Here is an 18,428-nt window from a genome sequence, read left to right on the forward strand (position 1 = left end):
TATGGAAACATTACAAAAAAATGGTTTTTTTATTATCAAAAATCTGGTTCCTTTAGAGCTAATAACTCAGTCTTTAAGTGATATAACAAATAAGATATCAAAGCTATCCCAAGAACTAAGTGTTTCAACTTCTGACTACTTAAACTGTACCGGCAGATGGGGCACGTCATCTCAAGTAACTAGAATTATCTCTCAAGCATTAGATGAAATTATTAAAAATTACCTTGAAAAGTCACTTCAGTGTCAGATACTGCAGAAAAAATCAAATGTTATATGTAAAACTGCTGATTTAATAGATGCAGTTCCCTTCCATCAAGACATCTCCTATAGTTTCAATGATCCTTACCACTTTTCTGTTTGGTTAGCTTTGAATAATGTAAGTGAAACTTCAGGTGCACTGCAAATTATAGAAAACAGTCATAAATGGGAAATACAGCCTTTAGTTGATTTTTGGTACCCATATTTTTTTGATCAGTACTCAAGTAATCGGGAAAATTACAAAATTAAGTCACTACCTATTTCAGCAGGAGATGCGATAGTTTTTGATTCACGGTTATGGCATGGTAGTGATAAGAATACAGATGCTAAAGATAGATTTGCTTATGTAACAAGGTGGATTGTAAAAGATCAAGATCTTCCCTATGTGCCAAAACCTCAGCCTTCAGTTTTTGGTATACTCAATTGTGGTGGGTTAACAGAATCTATACTGAGAGAATGCTTGTCATTATTTTGCTACCAGGAAAGTATAAAAGTAAAAAACATGGAAGAACTTATCAAGAGCTGGTTAGCCTTTATTACAGACACAACTACAAATATTTCTGAGATCGACACTACTGAGGCTAAGCGAGATTTATATAAGCTACTTATTCTGAATCGAGCATCAGCACTACATGATGCTGGAGACATCTCAGGAAAAATATACAAAAATTTATGGTTTTCACTACTTGTATTTCTCAATAAAAAAGTCAACGTAGTGGAGCTAGCATTATAAATGAACAGAAGTAGAGTTGATAGCTTCAAATGTGTATTGATGTTCATCTTGAATATAGCATCTAAATTCAAACTTAATGTACTTATAATGTCTTTAGTTGCCCTGGTGGTAGCTGTTGATTTGTCTTTTAGAAAGTATTTAGTAAAAAATATTCTAGATACAGCTGTAAAATATCAGGAAGGTAATGTAATTGAAAATCTTTTATTACCTGTAAGCGCTTATCTTGGTATGGCATTACTTATCACTACTGCTTTTAGATTCTATGGCTATTTTGTTGACATTCAAATGTTTACCTTAATGCGTCAAAAGATAGCTGATATATCTTTTTGTAGGCTACTCCAACAAGACCATTCCTATTATCAGAACAATTTATCTGGAAGCTTAGTACATAAGGTCAGTAGCTTAATGGATAGTGTGATAGAGTTAATAAGATTGCTTATAGATTGTTTTTTCGGTTACAGTATAGCATTAGTCTTAGCTATTTATACCTTATCATTAGTAAACATAAAGTTTGCAATCGCTACATTCACTTGGGTAAGCATTTTTATTTTAGTCTCGATTTTCAGCTTTCGTGTGCTTACTGAATTAGCTGATAATTACTCTAAACAAAATTCACAGGTAATAGCTAGTATAGCAGATAGTATTTTAAATGTTATATCAGTAAGGTTATTTTCTCAGCAAGCACATGAGAGACACAAATTTTTTCAAATATGCAAGAAAAGAACTATTGCAGAGAGAAAATTACAATGGGCATACTTTTGGCTTTGGTTTATATACGGCTATTCATTTGATATACTCCAAGCAGTAAACTTGTATTTTTTAATTCATGATTATCAATTGAACAAAATCGCAATAGGAGATATTGTTCTTGTACTTGGAATTAATATATCGATTATAGAGTTTCTTAACCATCTAACTAGGAATCTTACCCAATTTTCTACTCATTTCGGCAAAGTTTCAGATGCATTGCCAATCTTGACTACCGTACCAGAAATTCAAGATAAGGAAAATGCTAAAGAATTAAATTTATTAAGTGGAAGAATAACGTTTAACAATGTTTCTTTTTCTTATGAAGGTCAGGAGCCATTATTTCAAGATTTCTCAGTTACCATTAATCCTTGCGAAAAGGTAGGTCTAGTTGGTTATTCTGGAGGTGGTAAATCTACTTTTATAAACTTAATTCTAAGGCTATTTGATGTTAAAAAAGGTAATATACAGATTGATAATCAAATAGTATCAGAAGTTACACAGAGTTCTTTGAGGCAACAAATATCTGTAATACCTCAAGACCCATTGTTATTTCATGATACTATTTTAGCAAACATCATATATGGTAAACTTCAATCTACTATCGAAGAAATAATGAGAGCTGCAAAGCTGGCTGGTATTCACGATTTCATTATGACTCTACCAGATCAATATGGAACTACAGTTGGAGAAAAAGGCATCAAGCTATCTGGAGGAGAAAGACAAAGAATAATAATAGCAAGGGCATTTTTAAAAAACGCTCCAATATTATTTCTCGATGAACCAACTAGTCAGTTAGATTCTATAACAGAAAAAACAATTCAAATGAGTTTATTCAAATTGATGAAAAATAAAACTACGATTACTATAGCACACCGTATTTCTACACTTTTACACATGGACCGAATTATAGTATTTAACAAAGGAAAAATTGTCCAAGATGGTAAACACGCTGAATTAGTTTCTAAGCAAGGTCTTTACAAGGAACTTTGGAATGCTCAAATTGGTTGTTTGAATGGCAAGAAATAAGATGGAAAAAATTATTGATCTGAGAAGTGACACTACAACTCTGCAGAGCTCCAACGTTATACATGCAATAAGTAATGCAACTGTTGGAGATTTTGCTTATGGTGAAGACAAAAGCTGTAATGACTTATCAGAATATTGCAAACAATTATTCAAAGTAGAAGAAGCATTATTTGTAACCAGCGGTATGCTTGCAAATAGATTAGCCATTGCCATTCAAACAAGTCCTGGTGATGAACTAATAACTAATTATAATTATCACATTAATTTTTTCGATAGTGCAGGCAATGCAAAAGTAAATAATATCGTATTTAATTGTATTAGAAATAATAGCGGAATCTTAGATGTTGATGAAGTAGAATATGCTATTAATTCTAAGCCGAGGTATAAAATTTTTGCTCAGGTGAGTCTTGTTTCTATAGAAAATAGTATAAATGGGTTTAATGGTAAAATTTATCCTTTTGAAAAACAAGTCGAGTTATATCACTTTTTAAAAGCTCACAATGTAAATCTTCATTTAGACGGTGCAAGAATATTTAATGCTCATATCGAAACAAATATTGCTTTAGCAGATTATGCTAAATATGTGGATACAATGAGCTTTTCTTTTACTAAAGGACTTGGCGCTCCTTTTGGTTCAATGCTTATGGGTAAAAGAGAGATAATTGAAAGGGCTAAAAAGCTACAGGTTTGGCTAGGTAGTGGTTATCATCAGATAGGGTATTGTGCTAATGCAGCAAAATACGTACTACAGAATAATATCTCTAGGCTTAAAGAAGATAATAAGCTCGCTAAATTGTTTGCAGATAAGATTAAAGAAATTCCACACATAAAACTGGTACTACCTTATCCAGAAACTAATATAGTAAGCTTTAGTATAAAAGCACTAAATGTAACTAATGAGGTTTTCTTGAGTAAGTGCCAAGCTTATGGTTTATTGCTTTTTCCTTGGCTCGAGTCTCATATAAGAGCAGTTACCCATCTTGGCACAAAGGAAACAGACATCATGAAAGCTGCTGAAATTATAAAGGAAGTTGTGTTAAATTTAATATGAGAATAAAAATAGATTTCTTTAGCGATTCAAACACTGACCCTTCAGCTAAAATGAGGGAAGCGATGGCTAAAGCAAAAGTTGGAAACGAAGCTGCATGTGAAGATCCAACTGTGAACGAATTAGTGGCAACCGCATGTAAAATATTAGGTAAACCTGCAGGAATCTTTTTGATTTCAGGAACGATGTCCAATGTAATTGCTTATAAAGTACACATTCAAAGACCTGGTGATTACTTGCTGCTTGATGAAACTTCACATCCGCTCATAGTACAATCTGGCTTGATCGCAGCCCAGGCACATGCCACTCCTTTGCCCATCAAAGGTACGAGAGGAATATTTACTGGAGAACAAATTGTTGAGTTTATTACTCGTCCTAGTTTAAGAAATATTCCGAGAGTTGGGCTTGTTTCTATCGAACAAACGACAAATTTTGGTGGTGGAGCTGTGTGGCCTTTAGAATATATTCAAGAGATCTCAAGTCTCTGCAAAGAGAATGACGTATTCACTCATTTAGATGGAGCAAGACTGTTCAACGCTTGTGCTCATACTAAAATATCTCCAAAAGAGTATGCAAGTTATTTTGATTCGGTATTCATTGATTTTAGTAAAGGATTAGGTGCTCCAATGGGCGCAATATTGCTTGGAAGTGAAGAGTTTATTGAAAAAGCTTGGTACTATAAGTTTCAAATTGGCGGAGGTATGCACCAAGCTGGCATTATTTCAGCTGCATGTTTATATGCTTTACATAATAATATAAATTGTTTAGAGGAAGATCATAAAAAGATGCAGCACCTTATAGAAGGCCTAGACTCCATAGATCAAGTTATAATTGATATCGACCTATACAAAACTAATATAGCGTATTTTTCATTACGTACTAATTGTATATCTACTCAAGAATTAATAAACGTACTAGTTACAAATTATGGAATTAGAATGGCTAACATAAGAGGTAAAATCAGAGCTATAACACATAGAGATATAAGCTATGAAGATATTAATACTACTGTATCTGCTATAAGAAAGATACTAAGTAAGTAATTTTCTGCACTAATTGTTTGCAAACTTCTTGTCAAACAATATTATACCAATATAGTATTATGCTAGCATCTGCATAGAGCTATTTGGGAATAGGTGTGAACTTTGTCTTCTTTCAATATTTGCTATTCTTCTGTGGATATATGCTGCTTTATTTATCAAGACAAAGTATACCAATTGCTCTACCACTGTTAATAGATACTGACCATGTAAAATTAAGCTATTTTTTTGCCTGCTTTTCTTTTTTTTATGGAGTATCAAAATTCGTTAATGGAATAATCATGGACTCCAAAAATAATCCATTATTTATGTTTGGGCTATGCAATATTGCAACTGGATTATTAACCATTGGTATAACTTTATCATATAATAATCTAACTTTATTACTGTTAACATTAATATTATTAGCTTGGACACAAGGGTTAGGTTGGCCAGCTATTACCAAGTTTATGGTTACAAACTCTAGCATCTCTTCAATTGCATCATCATGGGGAGTTATGAGCGCATCTCAGCAACTTGGTTCTTGTATTACTTTAATTGTATTACCAAGTATAATTAAAATATATGATGCAAAAAGTGCATTTTTGTACTCTGGTCTCTTATGCTTACTTTTTGGAATTTATATAATATTAAAAGCATATTACAAAGAAAGTGCCAACTTTACTACCTATTATAAGGTGCAGAAATCTCAAATAGGTATCAAGGTAACAAGTTCCATATGGTTTCTATGTTGTGCTACTTTTTGTGCTTATATTATAAAAATGGGAATCTTCTTTTGGTTTCCTATAATTTTAAAGAATAAATTACAAATTTCTCTTGTACAATCCTCACTAATAACAGGCGTATATGATTTAGGTGGAATCCTTGGAACTTTAATAACAGGAAGAATTAGTGATATGTACTTCTTTCAAAATAGAAGCTTGCTGGCATCACTTTATATGTTGGGTATAGCACTCACTTTTATTGCAATGAACTTTGGTCAAAACATAATTCTTATGAACCTTGGTGCAATCTTATCAGGATTCTTTATATTTGGAGTGCAAGTACTGACAGGTGTTATAGCTGTAGAAATTGCTCCACAAAATAATGTATGTGCAATTGTAAGCTTAACAGGATTATTTGGGTATATTGCAAGTTCAATATTTTCATGCGTGCTCTTAGGAGTACTTGTTAAGCACTGTGGTAACAGTATTATGTTTTCATTTTTTTCCATTTGCTCTGTTGTTGCACTCGTTTGCTTTTCCATACTATCAAGCAAAGATCTAAAAAAACTAAGTAAAGCGGTGTAAAAAAAATTTCTCAACAGTTAAACTTTGTAGATAGATTTTTTACCCAAGGAATAAACATGGTAACCATATCTTAGTAATAGCTCGCTATCTAATAAATTACGGAAATCAAAAACATTAGGTGCAGCCATAATACTCTTTAAACTTGCAAAATCTTGATTTTTAAATTCTTTCCACTCCGTTAACAATAACAAGGCTTCCGCGTCCCTTGCAGCCCCTATAGCATTGTCCGCGTATTCTATATCCTTTAGAACTTGCCTAGCATTATCCATCCCCATTGGGTCATATGCAGTAATTTTAGCCTTGTTATTCACTAACAATTGTGCAATATCTATAGCTGGGCTATTTCTTACATCATCAGTACCAGACTTAAAAGTTAGCCCCCATATTGCTATTTTTTTATTTTGGACTCCATTTAATACATATTCTACCTTTTTAGCAATGTTTGTTATATGATTATAGTTAGATTCTTTAACTGAATTTAAAATTTGTAGCTTAACATTGTGGTCTTCAGCAAGCCTTATTAAAGCTGACAAATCTTTAGGAAAACATGATCCTCCAAATCCTGGACCAGCTTTGAGAAATTCCTTACCTATTCTATGGTCCATTCCCATACTGTTAGCTAAAAGGTCAATGTCTGCTCCTAATAGCTCACATAAACCTGCCATCTCATTGATAAAAGCAACCTTTGTTGCTAGAAAGGCATTAGAAGCATATTTAATCATTTCAGCAGTAACTGTATCAGTGACTATTAACGGAATATTCTTATCTATAAATGATCTATATATAACTTCTAGTTTTGCCCTAGCTAGCTTAGTTTTTACTCCTATTATTATCCTATCTGGGTATAAAAAATCTGATACTGCAGAGCCTTGCTTGAGAAACTCTGGATTAACTCCCAAATCAAAGTTATAGCCCTTATTAGATAAATAATTATGTATATTTTCTGCAGTACCAGGAGGAACAGTTGACTTTATCACTATTAAGCAATCTTGATTAACTCTCTCAGAAACTTCACTTACTGCATTATATACATTCTTTAAATTTGCATTTCCTAGGGAGTCTGATGGAGTATCTACAGTTATAAATACTACTTCTGTATTGGGATTTATTTGAAAATACGAATCGAAAAATCTTATCCTTTGTGACTTTATATTATTCTCTAAATAATCTGCTAATCCAGGTTCATATAGAGGAATTTTCCCTGATTTCAAAAGTTCAATCTTCTCAGTATTTATGTCAATGCAATCAACTTTATGGCCCTGCTCCGATAACATTGTACCAGATACTAATCCTACATACCCTACTCCTATAATAGTTATGTGCATTTTATTATCACCTTAAAAATATAGCTTAGCATCTAAAATAAATACCATTAACAATTATAAACTTTTGTTGTTACATTATTTTTCTTAATTGCCTTACCTTCCGAATAAGCTATAAATAAGGTTGATGGTATTAATATCAAAGTACCATATAAAGCACTTTTATCAGGTAATTCATTAAATATAACGTATGCTACTATTGCAGAAATTATTAGCTCTATGTATCTATAAGGTGCAAGTGCAGTAGCATCAGTAAGAGCAAAAGCTTTTAACATGAAGAACAGAATTAGGTTTGAACTTATTCCTAAAATCAGCAGTAATACTAACTCCAACAAGGAAGGCATATGCCAATAAAATAACAAAGGTGGAGTAGAAAAAATAGTTGTCGTTAGAGCTGAATAAAATAACATACTTATTACTGACTCTTTTATCACAAGTTTCTTATTAAGTATGTCTAATATAGCAAAGATTAACGCAGATACAATAAAAATAAGAATTTTAGGATTAAAGTCTTCACTATGAGCTTTGGTGGTAATAGCAATACCAACAAAACCAATAATAGTTACTATCCATCTTTGCCAAATTATATTTTCGTTTAGTAAAGGGATTGCAAGAAGTATAACAAATAATGGTATAGAAAAACTTATAATCGTTGCAGTTACTATGGGGAAAACAGTCAACCCGTAAGTCCATAAGGTCATTCCACAAAACAACAACCCACCCCTGGTTATTTGAGTAGATATTTGACTTGTTTTAAAAGTTTCTATTCCATAGTAAAACATAAAAGGTACAAGGGTAATAGTGGTAAACAGAAAGCGGAAAAAAATTATTTCAAAACTCTGAAGATGTAAACTTAGATATTTTGATATAGTATCATTAGCTACACTACTAAGTAAGCTAAGTATAAACCAGATAACCCCAAACAAATAAGCTCTCAATCTGTAATCCATAAAGCTTCTGATTTAATAGATACGATGTACTCATATAATTTTACTACAAAACTAATAATATAAAAGTTTTCTGATGTACGTCCCCAGAATGTGATCGTAAGGGTTCATTATAAATAATTCGGGAAATTTCGTCTCTTTAGACATATTAAGAGCTATGTAACGAACGTTTATATTTGTGAGTAATAGTAAGGCTCAAGGTAAGGAAAATGCTAGTGAGGTAAAGTAGAATAACGTTAATTTGATAATTTAAGCTCATTCCCTCTTGCTACATCTCTCTTTAATATCTCCTCTTTTGCAGCAGGTCTATAATTACTGCTTAAATTTAGGTGCACACTAATTTTTCGATTTATATATTATTCTAATGCTTGTATAATACCTTCATTGAATATTTGATTTTGAGGTAATTAGATGCCAAAAAGTAAAACTAAACGTGGAACGGAAGATTTGAAGGGTAATGCAGGCCCAAGCAAAAGATCTCGTCTCAGTTCTGATCCTAAAAAAAATAAAGAGATTATCTCTAGCAAAGTAATAAGTAAGCTGAAGGATGTTGTTAAAGGTGATAGAACTTCAGCTATTGAGGAATGGGTCAAGGCTCACCCTGTAACAGTAGAGGGTCTAACCGTTGAGCAATCGGACCTCTTATGTAATGCGTTTCGTGATGAATCTTGTTGGTCAGGTGCGACACTAGATGTTGCTAAATTGGTAGGAGAATTAGCTAAATCAGGTGTGTTGAATCCATTTGCTATATATAAAATAGCATGTATTGAGTGTGTAGAGAGTGAAATTAAGCAATTATTTGACAAGGCGTTAGAGTCTTTTAGATCTGACTTATCTCATAAAGGTGCATGTGAGGAAGATAGGAATTTAGCTTGCAGTGATAAGCTTGCAAGAGTTGAATTGTTAAGTTCCATGGGAAGACGTGATCCTGTTTTCAATTTCTGGATTGATCAAGAATCAGGTAACCTTAGAGAAAATATAGAAGCAGAAGATGGATTTAATAAGGCTGTAGATTTCAAGTGGAGTAAGGGAGTGGAACACTTCTATAATCGTCTGTGTTCTGAAGAAAAATTAGTGAAAGAAGAGAGAGAAAAATTGCTAGTTTCTGCTATTGCAAAATTATCTCCATTGCAATCTAGCTATAAACTTGCTTCTACCTTAAGTTCCCTTCTAGGTAAAGTCATAAGCGCAAAAGTAGATCATAAGTCACTACTTGGGCTACCGAATAAGAAAGATAGGGGTGTGATCTATCGTCCTCTTAGTTACTTAGTAGAGCACGGTTTTCTTTGCACAACTAAGTATGTTATCCAGTACTTGAGCGAGGGATGTTCAAGATCTGAAGTAGAGAAAATGCTTTCACCTAGAGGATATGCACATCTTCTCTCATCGCTTTCATTTGTTGTAGTTTCTAAAGATTATGACTTGGATAACAGGAATGAAGCAAGGTCAGCTATTAGCAGTCTTTGGGAATCTAGTGTATTTAACCAAAATAAAATAAATGTTGTCGATCCTTTTAAAGATAGGATTGCTTTTGTTGCAATGGAAAATGCAATTTCAAATTTGATTGTAGATCAGGAGAACAGCAAGGATACTCAAAGTGCTGGCGATGGTGAAAAAGTTGATTTGGTCTTGAGTATTTTAAAGTTTGCTAAAGATTGTTGTTCAGACAAAAGCTTTAAATCATTAAAAGAGAGGATAGCAAATAGTTTAGATAAAACAAGGAATTCTAAGATGATAGATGCAACTAGCTCCTGCAATTTAATAGAAGAGTTGTGTAAGTCAGCGAGAAATTTGAATTTATTCTCTGCTAGCACTGAAGGTCCTCAATCTACGTTAGTGGGTACTAATGTTAGTATTTCGCCTGCTGCAGTTGTTAACAAATAGGAGTATTTATGCATGGTAATAATGAAGATCGTGAATTAGTTAGGGCTTTATTAAGTGGAGGTTGTGATGAGTTTAGTAGACAATTTGTAGGTTTTTTAAACAACTGTCCATCTTTTTTGCATTCGGCTAATAAGCCTGGCTTTTTTCCTACATTCTTTTTTGGTATGTTTTCTACTGCACATGATGCAGGTATATTAGTTGAAGATGAAAGAGTCTATTTTCGTTTTGACAATTATGGAAATCTAAAAGTTGCTGTTCTCACTAATAAAGAAAATAGAAGAATAGTCAGGTGTTATACTGTTGCTGATAATGAGAACAGCCCTGGGTCAAGGTTTAGTGCAGAAGAGAAGCAGCAGGTAGAAGAGAATCTTCCACAAGAATTACAGGAAGATAAGGATCTGGATTGGGAAGAGTATAAAATATTTCGGTTTGGAGAAGAATGTAGGTTTATTCATGAAATAGATAGATTTCCTCAACGTGATGAACCTGGAGCTCCAATTTTTCATGAAATTAACCCAATCAGAGAACAAGGTGAATTGTTAGACCTGATGAGTGAGTTGGCAAATGATGATACAGGAGAAGTGCGTACTAATGTTAAAAGAATTTTGGAATATGTTATTGATATCCATGATGAACATGAAGATAGCTTAGTGTTTCGTGCAGAGTCTGATTACCACGGTTTTCTGTGTGGGTTTTTAGTAAATTTTAGATACCGAGCTGTGGCTGATTTCTACCCAGAGCTACTTATAGGAAAAGGTTATGCAGATGTTGTTTTGCTTGTTCGTGGTGTTGATCAGACAAATGATTCGGTTCCAATTATAATTGAGTTGAAGGTTGGTGATGAGGAAGGATTAGAGCAAGCTAAAGATTATGCTAAAAGTTGTTCTGTTTCGTCTTTGCCTATTCATACCTCATCACCAAGTGCTGTTTGTGTAGCGTTAAATTTTCAATTACGTGGAGGTGCTGGTCTCCGAACTTCTGTGCAGGCCTTTTCAGAAGGTGGTCTTTCCTTAATACCGGGTTTACTACATCCTCATGGAAATGGAGTTAGGGGAAATGTAAAACGTTTTTTACAACCCATAGCATCAGAGTTCACTCAATCGCCTCATTGTAACACTTTTTCCTGTACGTCATCGTTTGTTTTTGGAAATGTTTTATCTACAAGGAGGGACTTAGAAACAAATGATGGGCGGGAGGTAAGGGTTACCAAGTATCTATTTAACCACTCTCAGGGAGAGAAAATGAAACGTACAGGTGGTAGGGGAGATGCAGCAGATATTGTAAGCCATGCGTTAACTTTAGCTCTATTTTTATCAAATATTGGTTTTGTTGTGCTTCACATTTTTCGTCGTTTAAAGTGGCAGACTTTACCAGACAAAGCATTGAACCTGTCGTTACTGCCTCAAGCCACAGATGATGCTAAGGTGCGTCAAGTACTTTGTGAAGTAGATGTCCAGGGTCATCTGGAAGTGGCTTCTGCAAAGAAATTCGAATCACTACGTGCTTACTCACGTTCTCATAGTGAAGGTTATTTCGAGGGAAGGTTTTCAGAACAAATGGGTAATGTTAGGAATTTACATCAACTTGCAGATCAGTTGATGAGTGCTGAGCCTAATTTTGGTAATGATGGTAATGTTAATGGTGAGTACAGGGCTAGGTATGAAGTTTTATTTAATGAGATTTCTCGTCTGTTGTCTCCGTTATTAAATGGAAACCGTCTACTCGTGAACAATGAAGCTAAATTTCAGGCTTTGTTGCGTGGGATATTTCAAAGTTGCGATAATCCTGCCAAGGTAATTATTGAGTTCCAGCTACAGAGAGGAAGGAAAATAGACCTAGTATTATCAAAATCTGCGGAAAATGATGATACTCATCCAATTGGAATAGAGTTGAAGTATGCTAACACCGCAGAACAAGTTGAACGAAAAAGGGTGGAGGCAAATCGACAGTTAAGTGAATACGAATTTTGTGGAGGATGCAAGCGTATTACTGGGGGAGATGCGATGGTTTTGTTATACGCTATATTAAATGCTGTAGGACAAGAGCAGGATCTGATATTGATTGGTGGGCTTCGTAGAGCATCTGGGTTTTCTAGATGACTTGTAACTAATAAAAGTACCAAAGATAAGGTTGTTTATGGGTAAAATTATGCATTAAGCTAGAGTACGTTTGAGTAAGGTTGGAGAAAAAGCAAGGTCTTTGAGCAAGAAAATTTGATTTATGTTTTCTTAAGTTAAAGTTAACCTGATGAAGTTTGCATAATTTATTGTTGGAGTTTTTTTGTTCTATTTTTACTGTAAGTTCAATCTGCTCTATCTTTGGTCTTTTTTTCTTAGTTTTGCGGCAAGTCTAATATTTTTACTACTTAATGGAATAACTTGCAGAAAGTGGAGATATAATGCTAAGGCAGAGGAGCTCAGACAGTTATCTTAAACAATAAAGAAATACTAAAGGCAAAAGATACGCTTGCGTAGTTCGAAAGCTTTCTATAGGATAAGCCTCACCTGATTTACAAATAGAATTGTTATGTTAGATGTTTGCTATTTATTCTTAAGCTCATTTTAACAGCATTTTGCTTTTTTTAGTATGTAGGGGTTTTCTAGGAATTATCCTACTGAATTCTATGATATTATTTTTTGTAACATTGTTATACATTATAATGCACCCATTTGTCTAGACCATTTTTTTCAAAGTGATCCGATTTTTAAAATGAATATGTTGATAAATACGTCGACACACATTTAAAGTATTTATCAATATATTCATTTACTGTTTATGATAATAAAGATCAGCAGGAACTTTATAATGTAGAGTCTGATGTCGCCTTCTATAGTTATACCAAGAAACAAAATCATTTATTATAAGATTTAAATCTCTGATACTATTTGGTCTATAATAATATATAGCTTCTTGCTTTAAAGTTCTCCATAAGCGCTCAACAAATATATTGTCGAAGCAACGTCCTTTATGGTCCATACTGATTTTAATATTAGCACGCTCTAATTCCATAATAAAGTTGTAGCTAGTAAACTGCACCCCCTGATCACTATTAAAAATCTCAGGTTTACCTTGTTTTAGAGCTTCTTTGAGAGTATAAAGGCAAAATCCAGCATCGAGATATGGTGATAATGAATGAGCAATAATATAGCGACTATACAAGTCCATTATTGCCACAAAATAGATAAACTTACCTTCTACCATAATATATAGTAGCCCATACCTGATTAACTCTACAAATAATCAAATCTTTGAGTAAATAAGGATATATTTTATGCTTTTTTTCTTTAATACTTGTATTACATCTTTTTCTACAATACAGCCCACTAATCTTCATTTTTTTCATAATTCTTAAGATTTTTTTGTGATTGACTACTACTCCACTCGCTATGATCTCAGCAGTAATTTTACGATATCCATAACGGCAATCAGAAGCCAAATATACTTCTTGAATCAAATTTCACTTTCGTTATTAATTATAGGCCTATAATATAGGCTAGATCTGCAAATCCCCAGTAAATCAGCCTGTTTCCTAATTGACAGATCAGAATCTTTTTCTATAAATCTTACTCTATCTTTTTTGCTTATTTCAGTAATTTTTTTTTCAAATAACTATTTTCCACTGTCAATTCTCCTATTACTTTATGTAAACTTTCTATTTCTTGCGCTAAGATTCTTTGTTTTCTCGCACTTTCACTTTCTTCAACAAATAGGTCTTTTAACCTTGCCAATACTCTATCACGCCAATCATATAGATTTGTTGATGGTATTTTATATTCACTACATATCTCAGCTGTGCTTCTTTGATTTTTTATTGCTTCCAAAGCTATCTTTGCTTTTAACTCTGGTTCATATTTTTTTGTTGCCATACTTTTACCCCTTTACTTTCCTACTCGGATCAACCATTTTTTTTTGGTCTAGTTTATGGGGTGCATTATAGCACAGCCACCTTGACCAAAAAATCATCCCCCTATCGCGTTCTTATCATTATGCCTTATACGCTGTATTACACCTTCAGATATAGTCATTGCTAACCTCCAACATCCTTGCTAATAAACCCTCGCTAAAACTGCCGAAAAGACTTTATAAGTTAATATTCTAAATCTCAATATTTTATGGTGCAGGTTTTTATTTTTAAAACATTATACTTTGTGTAGGGTATAACTACACGCATCAAAGTGAAAGAAAAGCAAAATGATGAAGAAAATGAAAGTTTAAGTTTTCTTCAACGACTCAAGGAGAGAATTTATGCTTTAAAGCCTGTATTAGCAAGAGCCTTAATCACTAAATGAACAATGTCACGCAGAGTTTCATCCTCAATTTTTCTATATTCCCTCACTAGCCTTGATATTTCTTCGCTGCCTACATCGCTATGGAAGGCCTTATCATGTAAGTCTTCAGAGGCTTTGGTAAAAAAATACGACATATCAACCGATAGTACTTCTGCTAATTTATATAACCTATCAACTACAAGCCTAATCTCTCCGCTTTCATATCCTTGTACATGCTGAAATGAAATTTCAAGCTTTTTTCCTAAGTCTCTTTGACTAAAACCACACATTAGCCTTCTTTTCCTTATTCTTTCCCCTATTTGTTTATCGATAGGATGTTGTATAGTCATTTTACGTATCAGGTAATATTAACTATGTATTATCACTTTGAGAAAAAGATTTTACCAATATATAAACTGCACTACGTAACCTTTTGCTCTTAATTTCGTTATATCCTTTGACTAACTTTAGTATTTCTTCATCATAAGCTTCATGTGAGTCAGTGTGCATATCAGTAAAAAAGTTAGCAACATCTATCGATAGTGCTTTTGCTAAATCATATAATCTACTGGCCAAAACACAATTTGAACCATTTTCGTACTTTTGTATCTGTCTATACGAAACACCTATTCTCTTTCCCAATTCGGTCTGTGTCAAAGCACGATCTAACCTAAGTTGTTTTATTTTTTTACCTAATTGCACTTTTCACCTCTTATTCAAATTTACAACAAATTTTATGAAGTGGAAAAAAAGCTAGCAAAGTAATTGCTTTAATAATTTCTGCCTCTCGCTAATTAAATCGTTTGGCCTTACGTATTTTTTCTCAATTTCCCTCATCTCTTTTTCTCGTTCTGCAATGCTATTTCGTATTACTTCAGCCGAGTATCTGCTTTTGCCACTTGCAAACTCTGATCTTAATCTTCTAACCTTGTATTCGAGCTCAGCAAATCTTTCGTGTTGCTCAAGAAGTTCTATCATATGACTAATTTCAGAGTTTAGCTTTTTTTCCTCAACATCTCTTACAATAAAAGAAAGTAGAAGCTTATCTATTTGGTAATCAATATTTGGTTGAGCAGCAAATAGATCAATTATGGCTTTTACGTCAGTAGGATTTGTAACTAGTAAGTTAAAATTACTACATAAAAAACTATAGAACTTTATCGTCTTCTCAAGATAATTTTTCATATCTTGTGATAATTGCAATTCTTTGTGAATTCCTGACAGCAATATTTTCAATTCTTCCAAGTATTTCGTGTCAAAATTACTTACTTCTGTAGGTGAAAGGATCATTAGCAGCTTTTTTACAAGCTCAACATCATTTAACTTTACTGCATTATAAAGAGCTTTTTCTTTATCTTCTTTTAAATCATAAAGCTCTGATGAGTTATCTATGCTGAATAGATATTCAGTATTTCCTTGAGGAGAGTAGATTAAAATGTCCACTTCTCTTAGCGGGTGATCATCATTAAACTTTTCTAGTAACTGCTTATCGGTAGTTTCCTCTATTGCTACAACTGCTTTGCTTACCTCTTTCAACTTTGCAATATCATCTCTTGAGTTTTCAAGTATATCTTTAGCCTTGTCTAGCAGCTGCTCATATAGAACTATTTTTTCTTCATCATCAAGTAGCTGACAATGCTTTTTCAGCTTTTCAGTAGAGTAAGATAGGATATCCATTTTTTTCAATTTTACGATTACGATACCCCATTTTTGTTGAAACTGAAATAATTTTTATAGGATGTGTTTTTCTAGTGTAGATGCCCGCAAAACTTGTTATTATAATATACAGTAAATCAATAAGTCGTATAATATTAACAATTAAATAATATTTATCACGATATGATCGAATAGTAATGAAATTAAGTGAGGGTTACAATGAAAAAAATAAATGGTAAAAAATTGTCTAGTAAAATGTTAAAAGCGGTAGAGCGAATAGCAAAAGAAGGGTTATTACCTAATTTTATAAAAGCTGCTCCAACAGCAAATAAAAAGATTAGTAAATTACCTGTCTTAACATATCCTGAGGAGCTCAATCCATTTCGATCAGCTTTATGCAAGATAAGGCTAAGTGAATATGAAAATGTGAAATTAAATGAATTCTTGGAAAAAGCTATTGCAGCTGAAAATCTAGACAAATTAAGTAAAATCGTCGATGAAGCTTTGGATTTAGGAATAAGAGTAAACGCTCGCAACGAAGATGGCTTTAGCTTCACTAACGTTACAATGTTTAAGATGTATCGTGATGAATTCAAAGAAAATAAACAAGAAGATATAATCAGAAAGTTAGCCTTACATGGAGCAGATTTTAATGTACAAGTTGATAAGAAAATAGCTGAAATGTATCAAAAAGTGCAAAAAGAAATTGAGCCACAAATATATAGTAGGCTCAAGAAACTTAGGGAAGTTGGAGAAGACGCTACTATAGAAGGAACTGTTGAAGATGTAGAAATCGATAATAAGACCTTCTATATTGAATTTTCACATAGCTGCATAGTTGATGTTGCCAAAGTTGTAGAAGGTGCAAAAAATTTGGGCTTAAGTAAAGGAGACTTAAACCTTGGCGGTAGTATCATAAAAATAGGTGATGGTGAAGTTGAGGTCAAAACTGGGAAAGACGGTAAAAGAAATTACGTAGATATATCCGATAACAGCGCTTTTACAGTAACACTTTGCACTAGCCTAGGAGAGCTAAATTTAATGGTATATCATGACACAGAAGACTATCATCAAGTACAAGTTGAGGTAGAAGATGAAGAAATGTGGAACGAGTTGCAAGAAATAGGAGAAATCGTAGGAAAGGGTTGTTTATTTGGTGGAATGTCTGTTAAAGAAGTAGTGGAAAAAGGCAGCTTTACTAGATGTGGAAGGTGGGGCGACCAAAATTCTAAAAGTAGTGAGACCTTTTCTTGGGTGAGCAAATTAAAAGATACCAAAACGACATCTTTAGGACGTTCTTGATTGGTGGCTATGTTTTTACATAGCCATAATTATTGCAAAGTAAAGTAGTTCTTGAAATTTAATCAAAATTACCATAAAAAATTTACCTTAACTAGCATTGCTTGTAGAAGTGGATTGAAGATATATTCAGGCAATATTATTTATTGGCAAGCGCTTTTATCACTGAATGCACAATATCACGCAACGTTTCATCCTTAATTTTCCTGTATTCCCTCACTAGCCTTGATATTTCTTCACTACCCACATCGCTACAAAAGGCCTTATCGTGTAAGTCTTCAGAAGCTTTGGTAAAAAAATATGACATATCAACGGACAAAGCTTCTGCCAAATTATACAATCTATCAATTACAAGCCTTACCTCTCCAGTTTCATATCCTTGTATATGCTGAAATGAAATTCCGAGCTTTTTTCCTAAGTCTCTTTGGCTAAAACCGCATATTAACCTTCTCTTCCTTATTCTTTCACCTATTTGTTTATCAATAGGATGTTGTTCATCTTGTACAATCATTTATTAATATATTAACTGAGGTATTGAAGCAATACTAACTCTCATTGTAACTTTGAGAAAAAGATTTTACCAATATATAAACTACGCTACGTAACCTTTTGCTTTTAATTTCATTATATCCTTTGACTAATTTTAGTATTTCTTCATCATAAGTTTCATGTGAGTCGACATGCACATCAGTAAAAAAATCAGCCACATTAATCGATAGTGCTTTTGCTAAGTCGTATAGCCTACTGGCCAAAATTTGGTTTGAACTATTTTCGTACCTTTGTATTTGTCTATACGAAACGCCTATTTTCTTTCCCAACTCAGTTTGTGTTAAACCACAGTATAATCTAAGTTCTTTTATTTTTTTGCCTAATTCCACCTTTCATTACTAATTTTAGCTGCTCAAGCT

Annotated in this window: 15 protein-coding genes and 1 pseudogene; 8 read left to right on the forward strand and 8 right to left on the reverse strand. The window is 33.2% G+C overall.

What is annotated here, in order from left to right; all coding sequences use genetic code 11:
• Nucleotide 1: 1 nt before the first annotated feature.
• The 5 genes from AB3210_RS01435 (at nt 2) to AB3210_RS01455 (ending at nt 6,144) form a co-directional block, all read left to right on the forward strand.
• Complete coding sequence (locus AB3210_RS01435; RefSeq protein ID WP_026097217.1) at nt 2-991, forward strand: phytanoyl-CoA dioxygenase family protein; 990 nt, start codon at nt 2-4, stop codon at nt 989-991.
• Nucleotides 992-2,767 carry an ABC transporter ATP-binding protein gene (locus tag AB3210_RS01440; RefSeq protein WP_019236560.1) on the forward strand — a complete coding sequence of 592 codons (1,776 nt, stop codon included), beginning with the start codon at nt 992-994 and terminating at the stop codon, nt 2,765-2,767.
• Nucleotide 2,768: 1 nt separating this feature from the next.
• Entirely contained in the window at nt 2,769-3,818 is a 1,050-nt protein-coding gene (locus AB3210_RS01445) for a threonine aldolase family protein (RefSeq protein WP_026097216.1), read from the forward strand.
• Complete coding sequence (locus AB3210_RS01450; RefSeq protein ID WP_019236558.1) at nt 3,815-4,858, forward strand: threonine aldolase family protein; 1,044 nt, start codon at nt 3,815-3,817, stop codon at nt 4,856-4,858. Before AB3210_RS01445 ends, AB3210_RS01450 begins: the two co-directional genes overlap by 4 nt.
• A 140-nt stretch (nt 4,859-4,998) precedes the next feature.
• Complete coding sequence (locus tag AB3210_RS01455) at nt 4,999-6,144, forward strand: MFS transporter (RefSeq protein WP_264686281.1); 1,146 nt, start codon at nt 4,999-5,001, stop codon at nt 6,142-6,144.
• Nucleotides 6,145-6,161: 17 nt separating this feature from the next.
• Here the strand turns inward: AB3210_RS01455 and AB3210_RS01460 are convergent, their stop codons facing one another.
• Nucleotides 6,162-7,469: a UDP-glucose dehydrogenase family protein gene (locus AB3210_RS01460; protein ID WP_127463676.1), complete on the reverse strand. Its 1,308-nt coding sequence runs from the start codon at nt 7,467-7,469 to the stop codon at nt 6,162-6,164.
• Between the two features lie 47 nt (nt 7,470-7,516).
• On the reverse strand, nt 7,517-8,416 hold the full coding sequence (locus tag AB3210_RS01465; RefSeq protein WP_264687304.1) for a DMT family transporter: 900 nt from the start codon (nt 8,414-8,416) through the stop codon (nt 7,517-7,519).
• A gap of 408 nt (nt 8,417-8,824) precedes the next feature.
• Between AB3210_RS01465 and AB3210_RS01470 the strand changes: the two genes are divergently transcribed.
• Together AB3210_RS01470 and AB3210_RS01475 are read left to right on the forward strand one after the other, a co-directional pair.
• Nucleotides 8,825-10,297: a hypothetical protein gene (locus tag AB3210_RS01470; protein ID WP_077188281.1), complete on the forward strand. Its 1,473-nt coding sequence runs from the start codon at nt 8,825-8,827 to the stop codon at nt 10,295-10,297.
• Nucleotides 10,298-10,305: 8 nt separating this feature from the next.
• Entirely contained in the window at nt 10,306-12,396 is a 2,091-nt protein-coding gene (locus AB3210_RS01475) for a PD-(D/E)XK nuclease domain-containing protein (RefSeq protein ID WP_226079617.1), read from the forward strand.
• 667 nt (nt 12,397-13,063) lie between these two features.
• Here AB3210_RS01475 and AB3210_RS01480 read toward each other — a convergent pair.
• The 4 genes and pseudogenes from AB3210_RS01480 to AB3210_RS01495 form a co-directional block, all read right to left on the reverse strand.
• Nucleotides 13,064-14,163: pseudogene (locus tag AB3210_RS01480) on the reverse strand (IS3 family transposase).
• A 377-nt stretch (nt 14,164-14,540) separates the two neighbouring features.
• Nucleotides 14,541-14,915, reverse strand: coding sequence for a helix-turn-helix domain-containing protein (locus AB3210_RS01485; protein ID WP_007549999.1), 375 nt, complete (start codon nt 14,913-14,915; stop codon nt 14,541-14,543).
• A 22-nt stretch (nt 14,916-14,937) separates the two neighbouring features.
• Nucleotides 14,938-15,267: a helix-turn-helix domain-containing protein gene (locus AB3210_RS01490; protein ID WP_007549995.1), complete on the reverse strand. Its 330-nt coding sequence runs from the start codon at nt 15,265-15,267 to the stop codon at nt 14,938-14,940.
• 51 nt (nt 15,268-15,318) lie between these two features.
• Nucleotides 15,319-16,242, reverse strand: a complete 924-nt coding sequence (locus AB3210_RS01495; RefSeq protein ID WP_012673225.1) for a hypothetical protein — start codon at nt 16,240-16,242, stop codon at nt 15,319-15,321.
• A gap of 198 nt (nt 16,243-16,440) precedes the next feature.
• On the opposite strand from AB3210_RS01495, the gene AB3210_RS01500 reads away from it, so the two are divergent.
• Entirely contained in the window at nt 16,441-17,523 is a 1,083-nt protein-coding gene (locus AB3210_RS01500) for a hypothetical protein (RefSeq protein WP_265014490.1), read from the forward strand.
• Nucleotides 17,524-17,659: 136 nt separating this feature from the next.
• On the opposite strand, the gene AB3210_RS01505 is transcribed toward AB3210_RS01500, so the two are convergent.
• Complete coding sequence (locus AB3210_RS01505; protein ID WP_041582616.1) at nt 17,660-18,031, reverse strand: helix-turn-helix domain-containing protein; 372 nt, start codon at nt 18,029-18,031, stop codon at nt 17,660-17,662.
• A 34-nt stretch (nt 18,032-18,065) separates the two neighbouring features.
• Nucleotides 18,066-18,398: a helix-turn-helix domain-containing protein gene (locus tag AB3210_RS01510; RefSeq protein WP_041582615.1), complete on the reverse strand. Its 333-nt coding sequence runs from the start codon at nt 18,396-18,398 to the stop codon at nt 18,066-18,068.
• Between the last annotated feature and the right edge of the window lie 30 nt (nt 18,399-18,428).

This window comes from Wolbachia endosymbiont (group B) of Scrobipalpa ocellatella (assembly GCF_964188425.1).
GTDB lineage: Bacteria > Pseudomonadota > Alphaproteobacteria > Rickettsiales > Anaplasmataceae > Wolbachia.